At 36.5% G+C, this 19,233-nt stretch carries 20 protein-coding genes; 2 read left to right on the top strand and 18 right to left on the bottom strand.

What is annotated here, in order from left to right:
• Positions 1-12: 12 nt before the first annotated feature.
• From A0F92_RS03485 to A0F92_RS03465, 5 genes are all read right to left on the bottom strand, one after another.
• Entirely contained in the window at positions 13-486 is a 474-nt protein-coding gene (locus A0F92_RS03485) for a JAB domain-containing protein (protein WP_068241737.1), read from the bottom strand.
• Positions 487-679: 193 nt separating this feature from the next.
• Positions 680-1,546, bottom strand: a complete 867-nt coding sequence (locus tag A0F92_RS03480; protein WP_167516784.1) for a caspase family protein — start codon at positions 1,544-1,546, stop codon at positions 680-682.
• A 147-nt stretch (positions 1,547-1,693) separates the two neighbouring features.
• Positions 1,694-2,728, bottom strand: a complete 1,035-nt coding sequence (locus tag A0F92_RS03475) for a DUF932 domain-containing protein (RefSeq protein ID WP_068241733.1) — start codon at positions 2,726-2,728, stop codon at positions 1,694-1,696.
• A 66-nt stretch (positions 2,729-2,794) separates the two neighbouring features.
• A complete protein-coding gene (locus tag A0F92_RS03470) occupies positions 2,795-3,193 on the bottom strand; it encodes a single-stranded DNA-binding protein (RefSeq protein WP_068241731.1) in 399 nt (132 codons plus the stop codon).
• A gap of 571 nt (positions 3,194-3,764) precedes the next feature.
• Positions 3,765-4,268 carry a gamma-glutamylcyclotransferase family protein gene (locus A0F92_RS03465; RefSeq protein WP_068241729.1) on the bottom strand — a complete coding sequence of 168 codons (504 nt, stop codon included), beginning with the start codon at positions 4,266-4,268 and terminating at the stop codon, positions 3,765-3,767.
• A 244-nt stretch (positions 4,269-4,512) separates the two neighbouring features.
• Here A0F92_RS03465 and A0F92_RS03460 point away from each other — a divergent pair, with 244 nt between their 5' ends.
• Both A0F92_RS03460 and A0F92_RS03455 read left to right on the top strand, forming a co-directional pair.
• On the top strand, positions 4,513-6,210 hold the full coding sequence (locus tag A0F92_RS03460) for a DUF262 domain-containing protein (protein ID WP_068241727.1): 1,698 nt from the start codon (positions 4,513-4,515) through the stop codon (positions 6,208-6,210).
• A 49-nt stretch (positions 6,211-6,259) separates the two neighbouring features.
• Entirely contained in the window at positions 6,260-6,688 is a 429-nt protein-coding gene (locus A0F92_RS03455; RefSeq protein ID WP_068241726.1) for a hypothetical protein, read from the top strand.
• A 159-nt stretch (positions 6,689-6,847) separates the two neighbouring features.
• Here A0F92_RS03455 and A0F92_RS03450 read toward each other — a convergent pair whose 3' ends face one another.
• The 13 genes from A0F92_RS03450 to A0F92_RS03385 all read right to left on the bottom strand — a co-directional run bounded on the left by A0F92_RS03450 (position 6,848) and on the right by A0F92_RS03385 (position 19,212).
• On the bottom strand, positions 6,848-9,040 hold the full coding sequence (locus A0F92_RS03450; RefSeq protein ID WP_218836917.1) for a TonB-dependent receptor: 2,193 nt from the start codon (positions 9,038-9,040) through the stop codon (positions 6,848-6,850).
• Positions 9,041-9,079: 39 nt separating this feature from the next.
• Positions 9,080-9,583: a TlpA family protein disulfide reductase gene (locus tag A0F92_RS03445; RefSeq protein ID WP_167516783.1), complete on the bottom strand. Its 504-nt coding sequence runs from the start codon at positions 9,581-9,583 to the stop codon at positions 9,080-9,082.
• A 65-nt stretch (positions 9,584-9,648) separates the two neighbouring features.
• The gene (locus A0F92_RS03440) at positions 9,649-10,014 is read right to left on the bottom strand and encodes a heavy-metal-associated domain-containing protein (protein ID WP_068241721.1); all 366 of its coding nucleotides are present in this window, start codon (positions 10,012-10,014) and stop codon (positions 9,649-9,651) included.
• A gap of 515 nt (positions 10,015-10,529) precedes the next feature.
• Positions 10,530-10,757 (bottom strand): hypothetical protein, encoded by a 228-nt coding sequence (locus A0F92_RS03430; protein WP_068241716.1) that lies wholly within the window; start codon positions 10,755-10,757, stop codon positions 10,530-10,532.
• 15 nt (positions 10,758-10,772) lie between these two features.
• A complete protein-coding gene (locus tag A0F92_RS03425) occupies positions 10,773-11,159 on the bottom strand; it encodes a DUF302 domain-containing protein (RefSeq protein ID WP_068241715.1) in 387 nt (128 codons plus the stop codon).
• Positions 11,160-11,222: 63 nt separating this feature from the next.
• Positions 11,223-11,840, bottom strand: a complete 618-nt coding sequence (locus tag A0F92_RS03420) for a hypothetical protein (RefSeq protein WP_068241713.1) — start codon at positions 11,838-11,840, stop codon at positions 11,223-11,225.
• Positions 11,841-11,849: 9 nt separating this feature from the next.
• Positions 11,850-13,850 (bottom strand): heavy metal translocating P-type ATPase, encoded by a 2,001-nt coding sequence (locus A0F92_RS03415; protein ID WP_068241710.1) that lies wholly within the window; start codon positions 13,848-13,850, stop codon positions 11,850-11,852.
• 10 nt (positions 13,851-13,860) lie between these two features.
• Complete coding sequence (locus A0F92_RS03410; RefSeq protein ID WP_068241708.1) at positions 13,861-14,478, bottom strand: hypothetical protein; 618 nt, start codon at positions 14,476-14,478, stop codon at positions 13,861-13,863.
• 3 nt (positions 14,479-14,481) lie between these two features.
• Complete coding sequence (locus A0F92_RS03405) at positions 14,482-15,096, bottom strand: class I SAM-dependent methyltransferase (RefSeq protein ID WP_068241705.1); 615 nt, start codon at positions 15,094-15,096, stop codon at positions 14,482-14,484.
• Between the two features lie 315 nt (positions 15,097-15,411).
• Positions 15,412-15,648: a hypothetical protein gene (locus A0F92_RS03400; protein ID WP_068241703.1), complete on the bottom strand. Its 237-nt coding sequence runs from the start codon at positions 15,646-15,648 to the stop codon at positions 15,412-15,414.
• Positions 15,649-15,683: 35 nt separating this feature from the next.
• On the bottom strand, positions 15,684-16,373 hold the full coding sequence (locus A0F92_RS03395) for a DUF1345 domain-containing protein (RefSeq protein WP_068241764.1): 690 nt from the start codon (positions 16,371-16,373) through the stop codon (positions 15,684-15,686).
• 16 nt (positions 16,374-16,389) lie between these two features.
• Positions 16,390-17,121 (bottom strand): ZIP family metal transporter, encoded by a 732-nt coding sequence (locus A0F92_RS03390; protein ID WP_068241701.1) that lies wholly within the window; start codon positions 17,119-17,121, stop codon positions 16,390-16,392.
• Between the two features lie 93 nt (positions 17,122-17,214).
• Positions 17,215-19,212 carry an FTR1 family protein gene (locus tag A0F92_RS03385; protein WP_143439619.1) on the bottom strand — a complete coding sequence of 666 codons (1,998 nt, stop codon included), beginning with the start codon at positions 19,210-19,212 and terminating at the stop codon, positions 17,215-17,217.
• Positions 19,213-19,233 lie beyond the last annotated feature (21 nt).

Raw genomic sequence — 19,233 nt, 5'->3', positions numbered from 1 at the left:
ATTTAGAGGGGCTTACAATAACCCCTCATCAGCAAAGCTATAATACCCTTCGCAGGTAATAATAATGTGGTCTATCACTTTTATATCGTGGTAAGAAGCAGCAACTTTTATCTTTTGAGTTAATTCTTCATCAGCCCTGCTTGGTTTTAGATTTCCTGACGGATGATTGTGAGAAAGAATAATGCTTACAGCAAGAGATTTAATAGCAGCAGCCAGTATCAATCTTGGGTCTGCCACTGTACCTGTAATACCACCTGCGGAAGCTTCATAAACACCAATTACTTTGTTACCCCTGTTCAATAGCAACACTTTAAATTCTTCCTGCATCTCAATAGTGTTTTCATTCCATAGTTCTTTCAGCAATTGATAACAATCTTTAACGCTGGAAATCTTTGGCCGCTCAGAAGCCTTTACTTTTGTTTTATACACCAATTCTACTTCAGCTACTCTTGTCCATTCCGGAAAATTCATTACTAACTGTTCCATAACATTTCATTTTAAAGATTTAAAAATTAATTATGGAACCTGTCCCGTCTTTTGGCGACCAAGGCAATGAAGCAACGGAATAAATAGTATCTTAAATTATGTGTGAACAGCTTTTTTATGCCGGAATTTCATTGCCGCCACGGAGACAAAAGGCGAACTTTGTGGGAGAATTAATGAAGAAAATAAGAAGCTTTTAATCGGAACTATTAGCTATTAAAACAATCCCAAGTAATATTAAACCCAAGGCTAAAGCTCCAGAATTTGATGGCTCTCTTCTTGAGATAGTTCGGGGCTTATTATGATTGGAGAAATTTGAATAAACCGCTTTAGCTTCAGTCTTAACGTAAACAGCAAACGGTACCTGCATGTTGCCGCTTGAATAAACTATCTCAGGTTCTTGTTCATCGCCTGACTGTTTAATAATCTTTCTTGCCTTTTTGAGTGATTGTTCTATACTATGCGGAGCATAAAGAGCAGCGCATTGAATTTTTCTTGCACTTAGTATTAAACTGGTCGTAAATATGCCACCTCTACCATTTACATCTTCCCATGAAGCAAACCCACTTTTTGTTGCATGAATTATTTTCTTTCCAACCGGCGATTGCAAAATATAATTATCAAATGCCTCTCTTTCCGGATAATAACCATCAAAAGGCAACCATTCTTCCTCCTCCGGAATACCGCTGATTGCGGGATATTCTTTTTCCCGGCAGGCATCAATCACTATTAATTGCCGGGGACTATTATTCAGCAGAAAAAAGTCAGAAACATCTGCATCACATAAGCATATTTTTCTTTCTCTGATAGTAGTCTCATAACCGTGTCCAGCATAATAAACAAAAAGATAATCTGCAATTGTGTTTTCTACAATTGCAGCTAATTCTGCAATGCCCGGATCCCATAACACTTGTATCTCGTTATCCTTCCATTTACCTCCCCTTGAAGAAAGCAAGTGATTTTTGATATTCGTGACATCTGTTGAGGTGCTATATAAATAGTCCACACCCTCAATACCGGGGGAACCGATTATCAGGGCTTTCCTAATTGGTTCTATTTGCATAGCATAGTGCATTATCCAAATTTACCATTACAATCTATTATCACCAAAACCTCAAGCTGCCCCGCCATTTTGTAAACTCTACCACGATGTTGCGGGGCAGCTTTTTTACAAGTTTAAGGGGCATTTTGCAATGCCCCTTAATAATCGTCAATTATAAATACCCACCATTTCACTCTTTACAAAATCCTCACAAAGTTGAAAGGCTTTTTGTGTTCTTAACTGTGCCGTTCCTCCGTACAATAAGGATTTCATTTTGGCTTCATCATCTTTGTAATTTCTTACATTCTGAAAATAGCCGGTAATAGCGTTGTAAGCTCCAAACACCGTTCCTTTTGTGGTTTCGTATTGCTGCGATAGGCTGCTCATGTTATATTCATACACATCATCACACATATTTTTAAAACAAGTACTCAGTTCATCCAGTTCTCCTTTCTGAATGTTTTGCAATACCTCTTTATTAGGAACCATCGCCATTTGTATTAGCTTCTGTACTTCCTTATCGGTAATACGAACCTTTGCCCATTGGTTAAAAATCCCTTCTAACTGTACAGAAAGCTGGTTAGATATTCCCATTACTTTGTGAGCTTCCTCCAGCCGTTCTTTCGCATTGGCAGTATGACGAATTTTAACGGAATTACTACAGTTTCTCAAAGCGGCACTGAGGGTATTGTTACAAACAATTCTTGTAGGTGTAAATGCCGCCATGATGCTTCCAAAACCATCATGCGAAGTGGTAAGAAATAAATACTTTTCAATCATATCATCATTGCCCACTTTGATATAACCGGGAAGTTTGGCTGTTATAAAAATCTTCTCGCCTTTGCCTAATGCTCCTGCGGTTTCGTATTGGATGCCATCACCATCTACAATAGCATCAAAAAAACTAAAGGCATCTGCATTTTGTACTACTTCATAATCTTTACCCAAACGGTCACCCAATATGGCGTTGGTATCAGGGCGGTAAGTATAAAAAGAACTGTTGGAAACTATTTCGTTTCCATTATCCAATCTGTGAATATTAGGTCTTTTGGAAACTTCAAAATCAAGCCCTGCAAATTGCAATGCTTCTTTACTGGTGGGATAATCCTGTACAATTTGCCCCAAACCATGCCATGCCTTTTCATTTACTGAAAAGAAACTGTGTTTACCTGTTTGTTCATTAAAATTGATATTGTGTGCCATAGTTATAATTTTTTGAATGATTAAAAAATGAAAGGCATCCCGCCGTTTGACGGGATGCCATGAAAGTTAAAATGGTAAATCCTCTGCAACTTCTGAAACTGCCGCAGGTGTGGTGTTCATTGGCACTACAGGTGCAGGTGTTGCATTACCACCAGTAGAACGGCCATGCAGTTTGATGGTATTTACATGGAATGTAAGACTGGCTTTTACTTCGCCTTCTTTGTTCGTCCAGGCGTTTGCACTAATACGGCCATAACATTCTACCAAAGTACCTTTGGTTAAATAAGACGATACACCCGGATTAATCCAGTACGAACAGTTTACATAGGTTACAATTTTTTGTACTTCGGTACTGCCTTTTGCTTTGTAAGTGTCATTAATAGCAATGGAAAAGTTCACCACTTTTTTCCCTGCTTTTGTTTCGATAATGGTTGCGTCTGCTGTAATTCTTCCGATGATTTCCATAACTGAATTTTTAAATGTTTAAAAAATGATTGTTTAATTGTGTTCTGATGATGAAAAAAAATGTTTTGTAAAAGAAAAAATGGAAAAAAAGAAAGCATTACAGTAAGGCGGCTGCATGGAAGCAAAAAGGAAACGGAATAAATAAAATCGTAAGTAGTGTGGTATATTCTTGTTTATGCCGTAGTCTTTTTGCACTTTGATAAATCATTATCGCAGCCGCATAGCTTCGCTTTCGCTTTTGCCCATTTTCTTACAAAACGGGTTATTACTATTTATGGATTCTTATTTGCGAAATGATAGGGGTATTCTTTAAAGTATCAGGAATATATGAATGCCTGGAATTGTGTTTGGCAGGAGCGATTTCTGGAATCTGGTGGAGAAGCCAATCTCAATTCCCAATAATCTTTATCCGGTGCAATGGTTTCGCCGTTTCGTTATGACGAAGGAGTAACGATTTATATAAATGGAGAAAGGATTGCGCCGGGTCTATTGATGATAGAAGAACAGAACGATGAACGGAGCGTCGCACCGGAAGATGCACAAAGATTTAAAAGCCGGTAACAAAAAAATACTACTTTCCTGAAAGAATAGAATAGTTTTTTGTTCTTCTTTCTTCATCATGGTCACGAATGCAAATAATAGATTGTAGTTGTGAAATATATTCAGCAGGTAATTTATTTTGGATTGCACCGCTTATAATAAATTCTTTATACCAATCATACGGTAGCAAAGTATTATCTATAGAGTTACTGTCGGCAATATAAACCTGGGCAGTGTAAGTATTGTTGATGTCATCAAAAAAAGTCAATATATCTTCATTGTAACCCATGCCTAAACCTTCTGCTTTATCAAGCAAATATTTTTCATTACTATTAATGGTGAACAACACTCCCCAAACCAATTCAGCAAGATTATCAATCTTTATAATATTGGCTTTTGCAGAACCATCCTTGCTTACTTTGTTACAAACTAATCTGTATCCCGGAAGAAATGCGTTGGTAACCTTCACTGCCGAAGGAACCCTTTTTGTAAGCCTGTTCAGATTCATATTTGAGCCGTAAGCAAAAATCAACATATAGCATTCAGGATTAGATTACAAATGTATATGGCTTCTTTATTTATCTGGAATTGTGTTTGGCAGGACAGGTTATGTATATCTGCCGATAGCCAAACTCAATTGCTGAGTTCATTGTCCGGCACAGTGGTTCTGCCATCTGTCATAATAAAGGAGAATGTTTGAAAAGGCAGAAGGACTGTGCCGGGTCTCCCTGATAATTAAGAAAATCAGTCTAAATTAGCAATTCAATAACTAACTGTTTATGGCAATCTGGAAATCATATAAAATATCAGACGTAATCAACGAAATAGAAGAGGAAAAATTTGTTCTCCCCGTTATTCAGCGAAGACTGGTTTGGGATGAGGAAAAAATGGAACTGCTGTTTGATACATTATTGAAAGGTGACTCTTTTGGCGGCATTATGGTGATTGAGGAAGAAAAGGGAAGTAAACCACTTTTTAATTACAGGACATTTACAAAAGATGGTGGCATCATAAATTCAAGACAAGTAGATACTCTAACCCAATTACAAAATTTCGTTATTGACGGGCAACAGCGATTGCAATCCTTTTATATAGGGCTAAAAGGGAGTTTTAATGGCAAAGTTTTATATTTTGACTTGTTCAGTGATTATAATACTGAATTTGAATTTAAGTTTGAAAAGGAAGAAAGTAAACTTCCGAAACAGTCAAAGGGAAATGAAGACAGAACAATACCTGAACATAACTGGTATCTTGCCAGTTCCTTGCTAAAAAGATTAAAAGACACCAACGATGAAGACCAGGTTGCTGAAGAAATAATAAAGGTACAAAATATACAGGATGCTATTCAAACAAAACATGTTGAAAAAAACATAAAAGCGTTTTACAAGAATACCTTGACAGCGGATTGTCTTGGTATTTCAAAAGTGTCAGTGAATAAGTCATTTGATGAAATAACCAATAAACAAAGAATCGTTGAGTTATTCCGAAGATTGAACGATGGCGGCACAAAGCTTTCTTCGTTTGATTTGGTAGCTTCTGTGCTCAAAGGATTTGAATGGGAGATGGAAGGTTTTTTAGAAGAAACCTTAAAGAGCTATGAAGAAATTGGACTAACACAGGATAATCTTATTAAATTGATTTTCCTGCTGCAGGACAATCACAAAAAAGAGATGGCTGCAATTGAAGCAGCCGATGCTCAATTTGCTATAAAAAACAGGGATAGGATTAAAATTACTCTGAAATGCCTCAAGGATTTTCTTATCAATTCAAAATTATATTACTACTATAAGGATGGTAACCGTTCTTTTATTCCATTGTTTTTTATTGCTTATCATCTTTTTCATAAGCAAATAAGCGATGCTGAACTGGGTAGATTCTTTGCCAATTTTGATGCTAAAAATACAGAGTATCCTAAAATGGAAAAATGGATTTACCATTCACTTATTAATGGGGTTTTCAAAAGTAAAGGCGCTGGATGGATACCATACAAAACAGGCATCCGTAAGCTATTAGATAAGATGCAGCATTTTAAGAACAAAGATTTCCCAACCGATGAATTGTTCCAGGTTTATACAGACCATCCAATTACGTTTACCAGAACTTATACTATCGATAACCTCGATGAATTAGAAAGTTCATTTGTTTATTACCTGATGTGCGACAGAGGACAGACTATTAGAATAAATGATATTGACCACATCATGCCTAAATCAATATTAGAATCTCTAAAGATTGAATCAGCAAAAATCAATAGTATCAGAAACTCTCAACTAATAGATTTCAGCACTAACAGAGGATTAAAAAATGCAAGCCCTTTCAAAGACTGGATTAATAATCATGTAACAGATAAAGCAGCTTTTGTAAAGCGACATTTAATTCCTGCTGATGAAACCTTGTGGACAGAGGATAGATTTGAAGAATTTGCTACTGCAAGAGCAAGTCTGATATTGAATTGTATTTTGACACACTTGAAATAGAATCTTCTTTACTTTACAGAATATCAAGCCATAGTTTATACAGGAACAAATGAAAGACAAGTTATTTAAGAATCTCTTGCACAATGCCGAAGGCTATTCAGTTCTAAATTCAGGCGGTCAGCTTGCTAAAGGATATAAACCCGATACTGTTTTAAAAAAGGAAAATGATTATATCATTATGGAATGTGATACAGGCACCAGCCGCAAAGGATATTTGGGTGCAATGCTGAAAGCAGCCAGATTTCTGACTAATGAAAAGAATGGCATATTTGTGCTTGTAATAAAAGAGAAGCCTAATACAAAGGTCAGGCAAATTGCGGAACATCTTCAGGAGTATCTGAAATGGCTAAAACCACTTACCAACCTGAGAGTTGTTTATCTGATAGAAACAACAAAATACTGTCCAGGTAAATTACCTCTGAAGATTATGAGTTCAGCATTTGAGAAAGGTGCTATTGCCATTTATGCTGATGGTTAAATGTAACTGCTTACCTCAAATTGAAAACCTGCCAGTTGAAATGATAGTTCATGCGAATCACTGTTTGTACAGCGGGCCGCCAACTAAAGGCAAGAAGGATAGGGAGTACATCACCATCCATATTATATAATTACATCCTGTTGATTTAGGAACCCTTTTTTATTTTATCATAAATCTAACTCCCAGATATAATTCTCTTCCTCTTGTTGGCCCCCAAACAGAAGATGTATCAAAATAAGGACTGAAAGGATTTTGCCAGCTTATGATTGGCCGTTGCTGCCTGAAGTCAAAAATGTTTTCACAACCTGCATATACCTCAAACTGTTTCCATGTTTTGGTGAACTGTGCATTGACAAGCGTAAATGGTTTTGATTTTTGAGGCCGCTGAAACTCCGGCGGATTAGCAGATGTATTGGGCAATTGCTGTACTCCGTACCAATGTATGTTTACATCTAAATGCCATTTGCTGGTTAAAGGCTTATAAGAAAGAGTTGATAGAATTTTATGTGCCGGATTAAACGGAAGAACAAATTTTCTCCCATTTACTTTACGGTACACATCCAAATACACATAAGCTGCTTTAGCCTCAAAGCGACTGAAAAACTTTGAATACGCTTCAACCTGAAAACCATCAGAAATTGATTTGCCAGTGAAATTAGAAATGATTGCTTTAGATGGGCTGGCATCATAATCAGGAAAAATCTGATTTTGAAATTGGGTTCGGTAATAATCAATACTGATATATCCCTCAATATTTTTACTATCAAACTTCTGTGTAAAATTTGCACCAAAATTTATTGCTTTTTCCGGCTTTAACTGCTCTGTAAAAACTATATCCCTTGAGCTTGCCAATAAACCAACATTTTCACTAAAGAGATTTACAGTTCTCCATCCTGTGCCTACAGATGCCCTGAAGGTTGAATTTTCTTTTATTTCATATTTAAGTAAAGTTCTTGGAGTGATATAAGTGCCGAACTGGTTATGAAAATCTGCACGAATGCCTGTAATCCAAACCAACTTATCACCTTTCCAGTTAAATGTATTTTCGGCGAAAATGCCAGGGATATTTTCTATTCTTTGATATCTCCCTGCAAAGGTTCTGTTTAACGGATTTGCTGTAAAAGAAATATCCTCATTCAGAGAAAGATGCCTGTAACTTATACCTGTTTTTAGTATGTGTTTTTCTTTGTACAATAATTCATACTGCAGGTTAGCATAAATATTTGTTTGACTGGCTGAGTATTTTGTAGTACCAAAAAACGAGTGCTGATTTTGATAAAATGATGACCCAATGAATGTAATTTTATGTTTATCGTTGAAACGATAACTGGTTTTTGTCCATAACTCAGGTTGCTGAATATTTACAGTTTGGCCGTAAGCATTTGTAGTGCCTTTATCTGTATTGATATTAAAATTTGTTTGCCCGCCAATTCTTTGTTCATTCAGATAACGGATACCAATCCTGGAACTCCAACCCCAGTCCCTGTCATTTCCATATTTCCATTTGTTTGAAATCATATACCTGGTAAGCAAGGGGAGGTCCATAAACTTATCATTATCCCTGTCAATCCTGTTGGCAGGTTGCACTGTATGAAATGCTGCAAGGCTACTCCATTTCTTATATTTAAATGAATAGTTGGCATTCAGATGTTTTTCCAAAAAACTATTTGCATACAAATTCAACAGAAGCTTATCGGTGTTATCAGGCTCTTTTGTTTCTACGTTTATTTGACCGCTTATGCTTTCAAAACCCTGTATCACAGAGTTTGCTCCTTTAGAAATATAAATATTGTCAACCAGTGTACCCGGTATGCTGCTGATGCCATAAGTATAAGAAAGTCCCTGTATCATCGGCATCCCGTCAATCAGCACCTGGTTGTAAACACCGGATAAACCAAGTATTCGTAATTCTTTAGAGTTGGTAATTACATTGGTAGTTTGTGGCTGAACTGACGCCTGTGTTTCAAAACAACCGGCCAAATCGCAGCAGGCGGCTTTTTTTAGTTCCACTTTTGTTATTACTTCGGTTTTTATGGGGCTGATTTCTGAAATATAAATCCCGGGTCGTTTTCCAGTTACTATAACTTCACCTAATTGCTTACCCTCCGCAAGCCTGATTTCCACTGCTTCTTCATTGTTGATTGCAATAGTGTCAGACCGGTAACCAACATAACTAACGACTAGTTTTTTGACTGTGTTTTTTGAAAATTGCAGCTCAAATATTCCAAGACTGTCGGTAATAGTTCCATTGGGTAAATCTAACCAATGTACACTTGCGCCTGCAAGTGGTTTATTGTTTTCAGTTACAACTTTGCCTTTGAGTGATTGTGCGGCTGAAATGCCTGGCATCATAAAAATTATTGCAGTTATTATATATAGTACCTTCATCTCTTAATTTTTTTGAGTTGGTAAAAGCTCTTTAAGCTTTATGAAAATGATTGTTTCATCACCTGGGTTGAAGCCAATTTTCTGCCAAATGATTCTACCTCCGTTATCAACTAACAAGAGGTGAGGAATTTCCTCTATACCAAGCGATTTCTTGACAGCTTTTTTATAATCCCAATAGATTTCAAAAGGCCAATTGCGGCGTTCTGTAAAGCTTTTGATGTATTCTTCTGTTACTCCTTCATCTGTAGAAATAGCAACCAGTTTTATACCGGTTGAGTCTTTCCATAATTGGTATTGGGATGAAATTGCCGAAAGCTCTGCCAAACAGAATTTGCACCAGGTAGCCCAGAAAGCAATTAAAACAGGTTTGTTTTTGTTTGTTAATTCCGAAGCATACAGTTTAGTACCACTAATCCTTTTAATAAGTACATGTGGCAGTGTATCAGCTTGTGCATAGGAAAATGAATAAAACATTAACAAGCACAAGCAAATGAATATTTTTTTCATTTGACGGAGTTTAGGTATTGGCACAGGCATGTTCACACCTGCGCCAATACTGTTTGTTAATGAATTTAATTTTTTGCCTTTACCTTATATGGCCGCTGGTCTGGGTGGTCGCAGCTTGCCGTACCTTCAATGGCTTTTACCAGTTCTGAATAAGATATTTTTGTGCCATCAAATTTCACTTCAAAGCTTGTGGAAGTTGACATTTTACCCACTTGCTTACAACTGCTTACGCCATTCATTTTCTCTACATTGTCGGCAATCATTTTTAAATCACCAGAACAGGTTATGCCTGATACTTTTACAGTAACAGTTGTATCGTTAGGATTTGAAGCTTTTGATTGTGGATTAGGTGTTTGGGCACAACTAACCTGTGCAATTGTGAACGACATTGCAAACAGCAACGCCATTACACTGAAATATTTTGATTTCATTGAAAATAATTTTTGAGTTAATGAATAAGAATACGCCTTTAGTATGAGCTAAAGACATAACATCAAACAGATAGTCGGGGAGTTCATTAACTTATCTTAGGCGGTTGCCAGAAGTCAGGAGCAAATTGTGAGCGGAAGTTTTCGGAAAAGGGAGTAAAGTTATTTGAATAAAAGTGAGGCTCCTTAATATTGAAAAAAGAAGAAGTTACTGTGAAGCTGCAAATGTTGCTTGCGCATGATTGAAAAGGGTTACAATTATTGTTTTGGGAATTATTGTTGCTTGATGGTTCCTGTTTCTGTTCATTACCCGTTTTGTGGCAACCTCCGCCACAACATTCAGTTGATTGTTTTTTCTTCAATAATGCTAAAGCCGGTTCCACTGAAAGGAACAACACAACAAAAGCCATTATTGAAGCAATAATTTTCATATCTGTAATGCAAGGTAATCAAATCCTTGAACTTTCCATGTAATTGAATACAATCCTGCCTCCATAAGGCAATTGATTCATAGTAATTTAGGATGGCATGTTAGACTGGCCTATATGTGTTGCTATGTGATGTTCAAGCTGTTCTTTTAGGGATTCAAGATATTTCTCCATATCTGCCAGGCATATTGCCTTTTCTTCGGTATCACAAATTACTAATGGGGTTTCGTCAAGGTAGCGGTATAATTCCGGATAGTCGGTTTCAATTTTTGTCGTTATCAGGATTATTTCCTGCATTAGTTCATTAAGTTTTTTCATCGTAAATAAATGTTATTAAATTAAATCAACAACCCGCTTCAATTTTTCCCGTACCTGTTCAGCAATATCTTTCAAACCGGGGTTTTCTATTGCCTGCATTGAAGCAATTGGATTCACCGCTGAAACTTCGATTTTCCCGGACTCCTTTTCCTGAACAATCACATTGCATGGTAGCATGGTTCCTATTTTATCCTCAGTTTGCAGTGCTTTGTATGCAAAAGTTGGGTTGCAGGCACCAAGGATTTTATAATTATAAAAGTCTGCATCAAGTTTCTTTTTTAAGGTTGCTTTTATATCTATTTCGGTAAGCACTCCAAACCCCTCGGCTTTTAATAATCCGGTTACTCTTTCAATGATGTTATTAAAATCTCCTGATAGAGTTTTTGTGAAATAATAATTCATAAAATTTGTTTTAGATAATAGTTGAGAAAATTGTATTGCAAAAATGACATCCCTGTGTTGGTTTTACTGTTTATCTATTCTTTCTCTTGAATTATTTTGCCTCAAACTCTCATTTAAAAGCAAGTTAATTCTATATATCTTTTTTATTTCATCAAATGCAGCTAAATCTGTGTTGTACTTAAAATTCGCATCAATAAAATTATTGAAGATTAAGTTTGCCGGGAAAGCATTCTTCAAATTTTTGATTGTAAGTGTTTGAACCGGGAAATTAACACCTAAACTGAAATAATAATTCGTCACATTAGTTCTGCCCATAGGCGGCTTTGAAACAATATGTTTGTAGATAAGAATTTGTTCCCCCGCATTTAGTAAGAAAAGTTCAATTTTACCCTTAAACCGAAAAATTTCATTGTTACAATTTCTGTATCCGAAAATATCGTTTTTTAAAAGCCTTAAGCTACTATCGCCTCTCTTAACAGTAATATACTTCTTTGAAAAAAAATCATTCAGCCTTATTCTTAAATGCTTGTTGTTGCAATTATTGTCAAAAGAAAGATTTCCTTTTACGAAGTCTTCACTGGTTCTGTAAATTGCCCTAACCCGTTCTTTTTGAGAAAAAAGATTAAACGAAATTATCAGAAGAAGTACCGTAAAAAATAATTTCAACTGGGTACTGTGCATATGAGAATTTTAGAATTTCATTCTTTGAATTCTTACCGCATTCAATATTGCCAGCATAGCTACTCCAACATCAGCGAACACAGCTTCCCACATAGTAGCCAGGCCACTAGCGCCAAGAATCAACACAATTAATTTTACCCCAAAAGCCAACCCGATATTTTGCCAGACAATTTTTGTGGTTGCTTTACCAATTTGTATTGCAGTAGCAATTTTGGATGGATGGTCAGTTTGTATAATCACATCTGCTGTTTCAATAGCAGCATCGCTGCCTAAACCACCCATTGCAATTCCCACATCACTTAATGCAAGCACCGGCGCATCATTAATACCATCACCTACAAATGCCACTACATTCATTTTATCATGTTTAAGGGCTTCAACCTTTTGTACTTTATTTTCGGGTAAGAGGTCACCGTAAGCTTTGTCAATGCCTAAATACTTAGCCACTTTATCTACAACGGCTTGCTTATCTCCGCTAAGCATGGTTGTTTTTACATTCAGTTTGTGCAGGGCATCTACAGCCTGTTTACTATCCTCTTTTATTTCGTCTGCAATTGTCAGGTAGCCTGCCAGTTTCCTTTCAATTGCCACAATTACAATTGTATCCACGATTGTTCTTAATCCATCATTTACCGGTACTTTCATCATATCCATCAACTTCACATTACCTGCCAGCACTTCCTTTCCATTTACTTCTCCTTTTAACCCGTGGCCACTAATTTCTTCTAAAGCATCTACCTGTATTTTAAGATAGTTATTATTTGCATACTCCACAACAGCTTTTGCAACAGGATGGGTTGATTTAGCTTCCAGTGCGGCAGCAAGCGGTAACCATTCATCCTGGGGAATATCATAACTCTCCACTTCCTGAACTTTAAAAACAGCTTTGGTAAGTGTTCCGGTTTTATCCATTACCACCTGGTTTATTTTTGTCATCAAATCCAGGTAGTTGGAGCCTTTGAATAAAATACCTTTCCGTGAAGCCGCTCCAATTCCTCCGAAATATCCTAACGGAATTGAAATTACCAATGCACAAGGGCAACTGATTACTAAAAATATTAAGGCCCTGTATAGCCATGTATTGAACACATAGTTCTCTACAAATAGCCAGGGGATAAGTGTGATGCCAATTGCAAGAAACACAACGATGGGAGTGTATATTCTTGCAAACTTCCGGATAAATTGTTCTGTTTTTGCTTTTCTGGTCGTTGCGTCCTGTACAAGCGTCAATATTCTTGCAAGCGAAGAATCATTAAATAGCTTTGTTACTTTTAGCTCTACTACTTTTTCCTGGTTAATCATTCCTGCCAGCACTGTTTCACCTTTGGTAAAACTGGAAGGTTTACTTTCACCTGTTAAAGCTGAAGTATTAAATGAACTTCCCTCGCTTAACATTTCTCCATCCAAGGGAACTCTTTCACCAACTTTTATCTGGATGGTTTCGCCAACTTTTACACTCTCCGGCGGGAGATTAACGTAAATGCCATTTCTTAAAACATCGGCGCTGTCCGGTCTTACATCCAGCAGTGCTTTAATGCTTCTCTTAGCACGGTTAACAGCAGCATCCTGAAATAATTCTCCCACTGCGTAGAAAAGCATTACCGCTACACCTTCCGGATATTGGCCAATATAAAAAGCACCAATAGTAGCCACACTCATCAGGAAAAACTCGGTAAACACATCTCCTTTAATAGCTGTTTTTATTCCTTTAATCACCACAGGTAAACCAACAGGAACATAAGCAACAATATACCATGCAAGCCGGGCCCAACCTGAAAACCAGGATGGAGTTGGTTTAATCCAGTTATCCATAGCAATGCCCAGCATCAAAAGTGTAAAACTGGCTATTGCTGGTAACCAGGGCTTTATTCCCGGGCCTTCCTCTTCACCATGATTATGCCTGTCGTCATCACTCTGCATGGATACCACTTTTGCATCGTTTAATTTTTCATCCAGATTGCAACAAGCTTCCTGCTCTGCAATTTTTGTTTCATCATGTTTATGTGCCATAAAACTTTATTTAGTGTAAAAAAAATGTAACAATGCCTACAATAATTAATACCATACCGGTAATACGTTTTTCGTTGTGCTCAATAAATTGTGAGTTCATCATCTGCACTCCTTTAAATGCAAGCATTACAAGAGTGATAATTCCTGTGATGCTGATTGCCGCATACACCAGGGCCAGCAGTAAAATATCATTCCACCCATAGGCACCCGCTGCAAGAAAAAGACTTTCTACTTCCAGGCAGGGAGATAAAAACATGGTAGCTGCAAAAATCAACACCCATTTGGTTTTCGATTTTTTATATTGCTGTACATCCTTATTGGCAGCATGATGATGGTGCGGCAGGTTTACAGTAAAATAGATTAATCCGAATATTATCAATAGCACCGGTGCAATTACATGCACATATCCTTCATATTGATGCGCCAGTTTTGAACCAACCATTCCCAATGCAAAGCCAAGAATAACAGTGCCCAGCACATGAGCCGATGCTGTAATAGAAGCTACCAGCATCAATTCATATTTCTCCCATTTTTCCGACCTGGCAATAGCCACTAATGGCAACCAGTGGTTTGGAATAAGAGCATGAGTAATGCCTAATAATATGGTGCCTGTTATGATGCTGTACATTTGTTACTTCTTTTGAAAGCTGCAAAAAAGAAAATTCTGAACCGTATTAAAAGGTGTCGTATGGTCTTCTGTAATACACTTAATCCTGTCAAATGCTATCTCAAATCTTGCACTCATAGATGCCTCGTTGTATTGTTGAACTTGTAAGCCACTGCATTTTTCGGGTCCGGTTTCTGAAAATGTACCTAACACTAAATACCCTTTGTTACGAATACCTGCTTCAGCAATAGCTACATATTTACTGATAGCCTCATCGCTGGTAAGAAAATGAAAGGCTGCCCTGTCGTGCCAAAAATCAAACTGCACTGGTGGTTCAAATTCAGTTATATCAGAAACAATCCAATGCACCAAACCGGCTTTTTCACCTAAACGGTTTTTTGCCCGTTCTAATGCTGCCGCTGAAATATCCAGCACCCAAATATTATTATACCCCTTATCTAAAAGTGTATCAACCAAATTGCAATCGCCGCCACCTATGTCAATGATGTTAGCAGTCAATGGCAAGTTGAAAAGTTCTAAAAACGCTATTGAAGTGTTAGGATACTCCTGAAACCAACTTACCTCATTTGATGCTTTAGAGGTGAATACTGTTTCCCAATGTTGCTTTCTACTTTGCATGACGTTTGGTTTTAAAAATAAAAAGGTCGCAGATATTTCTATCCGCAACCTTTCAAAATGATTGTTTATTCGTTACTATGCAGTAAACACTGAAACCATTCCTAAAACGGATGCCAGCATCACTACGCATTTCCAGCAATTGAGTCTGTTCATTTTTATTTGTTTTATGGATGTAAAAATACATAGTTTCTGCTCTTAATTTTGTTAATATTTAGTAGATACTTCTCTGTTTTTTATTCTTAATTTTTTTGCTAATTATACTATATCTCTTTTAATAAAAAGAACTGCTTTTAAAATAAATGGTCACAAAATAATTTATACCGAATCTTCCGGCTCTGTTTTTAACAACAATTCAGATAGCCTGTTTTCAATTTCTTTTGGTAAATCCTCTGTATCTATCCATAAAGAAAGTGTGTGGTTTGTTTCATCAATTTTTAATTGATATATATCCTCAAACTTTTTTGGTAAAAGAAATGCATCGTACTCCGCCTGCAAACTTTTAACTTCTGTTTCAAAATCTTTCTGCCATTTATCCAATTTTAATTCGTCCATAATTATAATTTTTAAATAATAGCTCTTCCAATTAATTATTGTTTAAGTCCCGCAATAGTATTTATAGTTAGTGCAACAATAATCGTATTGAAAACAAAAGAAATTAAGCTATGCATTAAAACAAAGCGCCTGATAACCCTGGAGCTTACAACCACATCCGACACCTGAAACGTCATGCCTATCACAAAAGAAAAATATGCAAAATCAATATAATCGGGCTGCTGTTTGGCGGGAAAGTCAATACCTCCAACATTACTGCCGGTATTCAATTTGTTGTGGTCATGATACAAGTGTGCGTAGCGTATGGCAAAAGTTGTATGCAGTAAAATCCATGAAAGCAAAACTGGAGAGAGCGAAACGATAGTATGAAATACTTTATTAAATGTTAATTCACTTTTACTGTTTAAAAGCAATAGCGTACCAAACAGGCTAAGGCAAACGGCGACAAGTACTATCATAAAAATTACTTTAAGCCCATCATCCTGTTTTTCTACAATGGCGCATAATTCATTGGGGCCTGTAGTAAAAAAAAGAAGCCAGCTTAGTAAAATCATACAAAGACAAAATGTGTCCCATCCTAATATTATCCTGCTCTTCGGGTCAACTTTAAAGAACAACAGAATAATATAAACAACAACAGTAAGTAAAATACAAATCAGTAATTTCTTTACACCGCTTATATTTTTAAGCCACGTTTGTTGTTCATGTTTTATTTTTTTACTCATAAAAACATATAAAGGTTTAAACAATCATACCTAAAATTAAAAACAACAGAAATCCAACAAAAAATGAAGAAGTATGCCATACTGTTTCTTTTTCTTCATGCGCTTCCATTAATAACTCTTCGGTAACTAAAAACAGCAAAGCAGACAATCCGAAAGACAATACAATTTCCATTGCGCTATCCGATAAATTATGTAATAATGTAGCCCCTAAAACTGCACTTGCAAAAAACACAAAAGAAAGTACTGCGATAACGGTTATTGATTTTTGCCTGCTTAATTTATTTTGCCCTAACTCAGTTGCAGTTGCCATGCCCAACGATAACAGTTCCACAGATAATGCAATAGCAAGCAGCATTCCTTCCGTACTGCCTGCCGAAAATCCAATACCTAACAATAAGCCATCAACAAAAATATCAACCCCGATAGCTACCAATAGGCTCATAGGTAATTTGCCAGAGACTGTTACAGCTTCCGTTTCTTCTTTTTTCTCTGTAAATCTTTTAATTAATAACATAGTTATCAACCCCAGGGCAAAACCAATAATCACCTGCATGGGTTTGTGTTCTTTTACAATATCAGGCAATAGCTCTACCGCTACCACAGAGAATACCACCCCTGCAGCAAAATGCAAGATCAAGCTCCGAATATTTCCGTTTGGCCTTTTATAAATAGCCACAATGCCGCCAACCAGCATAGTAAAAACGGGTATTAATGAGAATAAGATTATTTTTTGAAACAACGGTATCATTAATTTCTATTTATTTCAGATCATTACATTCATTATTAAGCTCAGTCATACTAATATTAAAAAACATTATACTGTTTCCATACTATTTCTTACTTATGATATTTGGTTTTCAGCACTAATGTCTTTTGAATTTTTTGCTATCCCATAAACCCAAAGAATAAGTGTGATTACTAAAACAATAATTTGTGCCAGATAAGTTTGCACGGTAGGGTAAATTCCAAGTATGGTTAAATGAAAATTAAACCTTACACTACTTACTGAGATCCAGCCACTTTCCTGAAAGGCATGTACACTCTGACCTGCAAGCACTACAGATAATATCATAATGATAATGGAAGAGTATTGAAAAAGGTTTTTGACTGGAACTTTTACAGAAAATTTAAGTAACAAATTTGATACAAGTATTACACTACCTATAGCTGCCAGTGCCCCCATCCAAATACCCGGTCTGCTTTTATCATCTACCTGCAATTGCATTGAAGAAAGAAAAATAACAGATTCAAAGGCTTCACGAAATACCACTATAAAAGATATAAAGGCAAGTGTAAATAATTTCCCCTGGTCAAGCATTTTCACAATTCTTTCTTCAATAAACTCTTTCCACTTTTTTGCTTCCGTTTTTTTGTGCAGCCAAAAACCTACATAGACTAAAATAATAACAGCGAGCAAGGCGCCAAATGCTTCCATTAGTTCACGATTTTGAGCGCCGAATGAAATGAGCCAACCTGTGAAGAACCAGCTTGCAAAACCAATAGCTACCGCACTCATCCATCCGGCATGTACCCAGCGAATGGCCCTGTTTGCATGAAGGGATTTTAACAGGCTTAAAATGGTGATTATGATGAGCACCGCTTCAAGACCTTCACGCAGTAAAATAGAGGAAGAAATAAAAAACGAAAACCAAAACGAATAAGTTTGTTCTCCCAATAATACTTTTGCCTTGTTAATAGATGATTTTGCATCAGTAATTTTTTGCTCTACTTCCTGTTCATCTTTATTATTTTTAATTGCCGACCGAACTTCATTCATTTTATTTTCCAATTCAGAAACAATAGAATTGTCAACTGCATTAAGTTGCTGCTCATAAGGTTCAATTCCTTCTAAATATGCATATAGGGCTTTTTCTTCAGCAAGTGCGCTATTATTATTCTTGTAAAAAGAAAGAGCATCAGCCAGGTAATTGAATGCTGCCTCAAAAGAATTGCTACCCGTGCCTGCCTTATGTAGTCTAATAGCAGCTATTGCGAAATCACTATGGTTGCCTGATTTTTGTTTTAATTCCTTATCGGAAAGATGTGCAATATCTGAAAGAGTAACAAATGACTGAATACGGTTATAAATTTTATTAAAAGAGTCCTGCTCTGAGGAAAACTTATTTTGGAAACGTAACGATTTTATGTAAAACGAAACATCCCAAAGTTCTTTATCAGAAAGTTCGTTGAAAGCACGCATTCCGGTCCCACGTACCCCAAGCCGGGCAGTGTTGAATACCTGTAGGGGAGAAATTAATTGCATAAGAGAATCGTTCTGAAAATTTACTGGGGCAGGATTATAAGATTTAGAGAGGGGGCCGTCTGCGGCGCCATAGATTCCGTGACAAGATTGGCAACTGGCAGTAAATATTTTTTTCCCTTTCGCTATATCAGGATATTGTTCGGGGCTTATGTCTATCAGATTTAATTGCAATATCAGTATTTTAATTTGCTGGGCGTTCGTTGCAATTTCTTCTTTGTTTTTCCTGTGTTGTATAGATGTTAGTAATGAAGACAATTGTTGTGCAATCTGGTTTTTATTATTGATGTTTATCTTGTAAGTTATCGAATCAAAAAGAGAAGTTGACTCTACTGTAAATTCAATCATCTCACTGTATTCTGCATTATTAATCACTTCGCCATTATTAACTGCCCGGCTATAATCCTGCGACACATAATCCAGCAGGTTAATAAGTGTTCTGGCCTGGAAGGTCAAACGGTCAGAAGATTTATTTTTAGCAGGTAATCCCTGAGAAAATGTAATTGTACTGCACAGGCTAAATGCAATAAATGAAATAATTAATTTTCTTAACGTTTTATATGAGATAATATACTGCATTTGTGTGTTGAATTTTAGTTG

This window comes from Hydrotalea flava (genome assembly GCF_001623405.1).
In the GTDB taxonomy this organism is placed as follows: Bacteria; Bacteroidota; Bacteroidia; order Chitinophagales; family Chitinophagaceae; genus Hydrotalea; species Hydrotalea flava.
The sequence above is the reverse complement of the archived record's forward strand: the minus strand, read 5'-3'. Positions and strand labels throughout refer to the sequence as shown.

Excerpts from the sequence above, each read along its gene's own strand:
- A0F92_RS03465 (WP_068241729.1), bottom strand. The coding sequence starts at position 4,268 with ATGTTGATTTTTGCTTACGGCTCAAATATGAATCTGAACAGGCTTACA.
- A0F92_RS03470 (WP_068241731.1), bottom strand. The coding sequence starts at position 3,193 with ATGGAAATCATCGGAAGAATTACAGCAGACGCAACCATTATCGAAACA.
- A0F92_RS03405 (WP_068241705.1), bottom strand. The coding sequence starts at position 15,096 with ATGCAAAGTAGAAAGCAACATTGGGAAACAGTATTCACCTCTAAAGCA.
- A0F92_RS03390 (WP_068241701.1), bottom strand. The coding sequence starts at position 17,121 with ATGATACCGTTGTTTCAAAAAATAATCTTATTCTCATTAATACCCGTT.
- A0F92_RS03480 (WP_167516784.1), bottom strand. The coding sequence starts at position 1,546 with ATGCAAATAGAACCAATTAGGAAAGCCCTGATAATCGGTTCCCCCGGT.
- A0F92_RS03445 (WP_167516783.1), bottom strand. The coding sequence starts at position 9,583 with ATGAAAAAAATATTCATTTGCTTGTGCTTGTTAATGTTTTATTCATTT.
- A0F92_RS03410 (WP_068241708.1), bottom strand. The coding sequence starts at position 14,478 with ATGTACAGCATCATAACAGGCACCATATTATTAGGCATTACTCATGCT.
- A0F92_RS03440 (WP_068241721.1), bottom strand. The coding sequence starts at position 10,014 with ATGAAATCAAAATATTTCAGTGTAATGGCGTTGCTGTTTGCAATGTCG.
- A0F92_RS03385 (WP_143439619.1), bottom strand. The coding sequence starts at position 19,212 with ATGCAGTATATTATCTCATATAAAACGTTAAGAAAATTAATTATTTCA.
- A0F92_RS03430 (WP_068241716.1), bottom strand. The coding sequence starts at position 10,757 with ATGAAAAAACTTAATGAACTAATGCAGGAAATAATCCTGATAACGACA.
- A0F92_RS03395 (WP_068241764.1), bottom strand. The coding sequence starts at position 16,373 with ATGAGTAAAAAAATAAAACATGAACAACAAACGTGGCTTAAAAATATA.
- A0F92_RS03400 (WP_068241703.1), bottom strand. The coding sequence starts at position 15,648 with ATGGACGAATTAAAATTGGATAAATGGCAGAAAGATTTTGAAACAGAA.
- A0F92_RS03460 (WP_068241727.1), top strand. The coding sequence starts at position 4,513 with ATGGCAATCTGGAAATCATATAAAATATCAGACGTAATCAACGAAATA.
- A0F92_RS03425 (WP_068241715.1), bottom strand. The coding sequence starts at position 11,159 with ATGAATTATTATTTCACAAAAACTCTATCAGGAGATTTTAATAACATC.
- A0F92_RS03485 (WP_068241737.1), bottom strand. The coding sequence starts at position 486 with ATGGAACAGTTAGTAATGAATTTTCCGGAATGGACAAGAGTAGCTGAA.
- A0F92_RS03455 (WP_068241726.1), top strand. The coding sequence starts at position 6,260 with ATGAAAGACAAGTTATTTAAGAATCTCTTGCACAATGCCGAAGGCTAT.
- A0F92_RS03475 (WP_068241733.1), bottom strand. The coding sequence starts at position 2,728 with ATGGCACACAATATCAATTTTAATGAACAAACAGGTAAACACAGTTTC.
- A0F92_RS03415 (WP_068241710.1), bottom strand. The coding sequence starts at position 13,850 with ATGGCACATAAACATGATGAAACAAAAATTGCAGAGCAGGAAGCTTGT.
- A0F92_RS03420 (WP_068241713.1), bottom strand. The coding sequence starts at position 11,840 with ATGCACAGTACCCAGTTGAAATTATTTTTTACGGTACTTCTTCTGATA.
- A0F92_RS03450 (WP_218836917.1), bottom strand. The coding sequence starts at position 9,040 with ATGATGCCAGGCATTTCAGCCGCACAATCACTCAAAGGCAAAGTTGTA.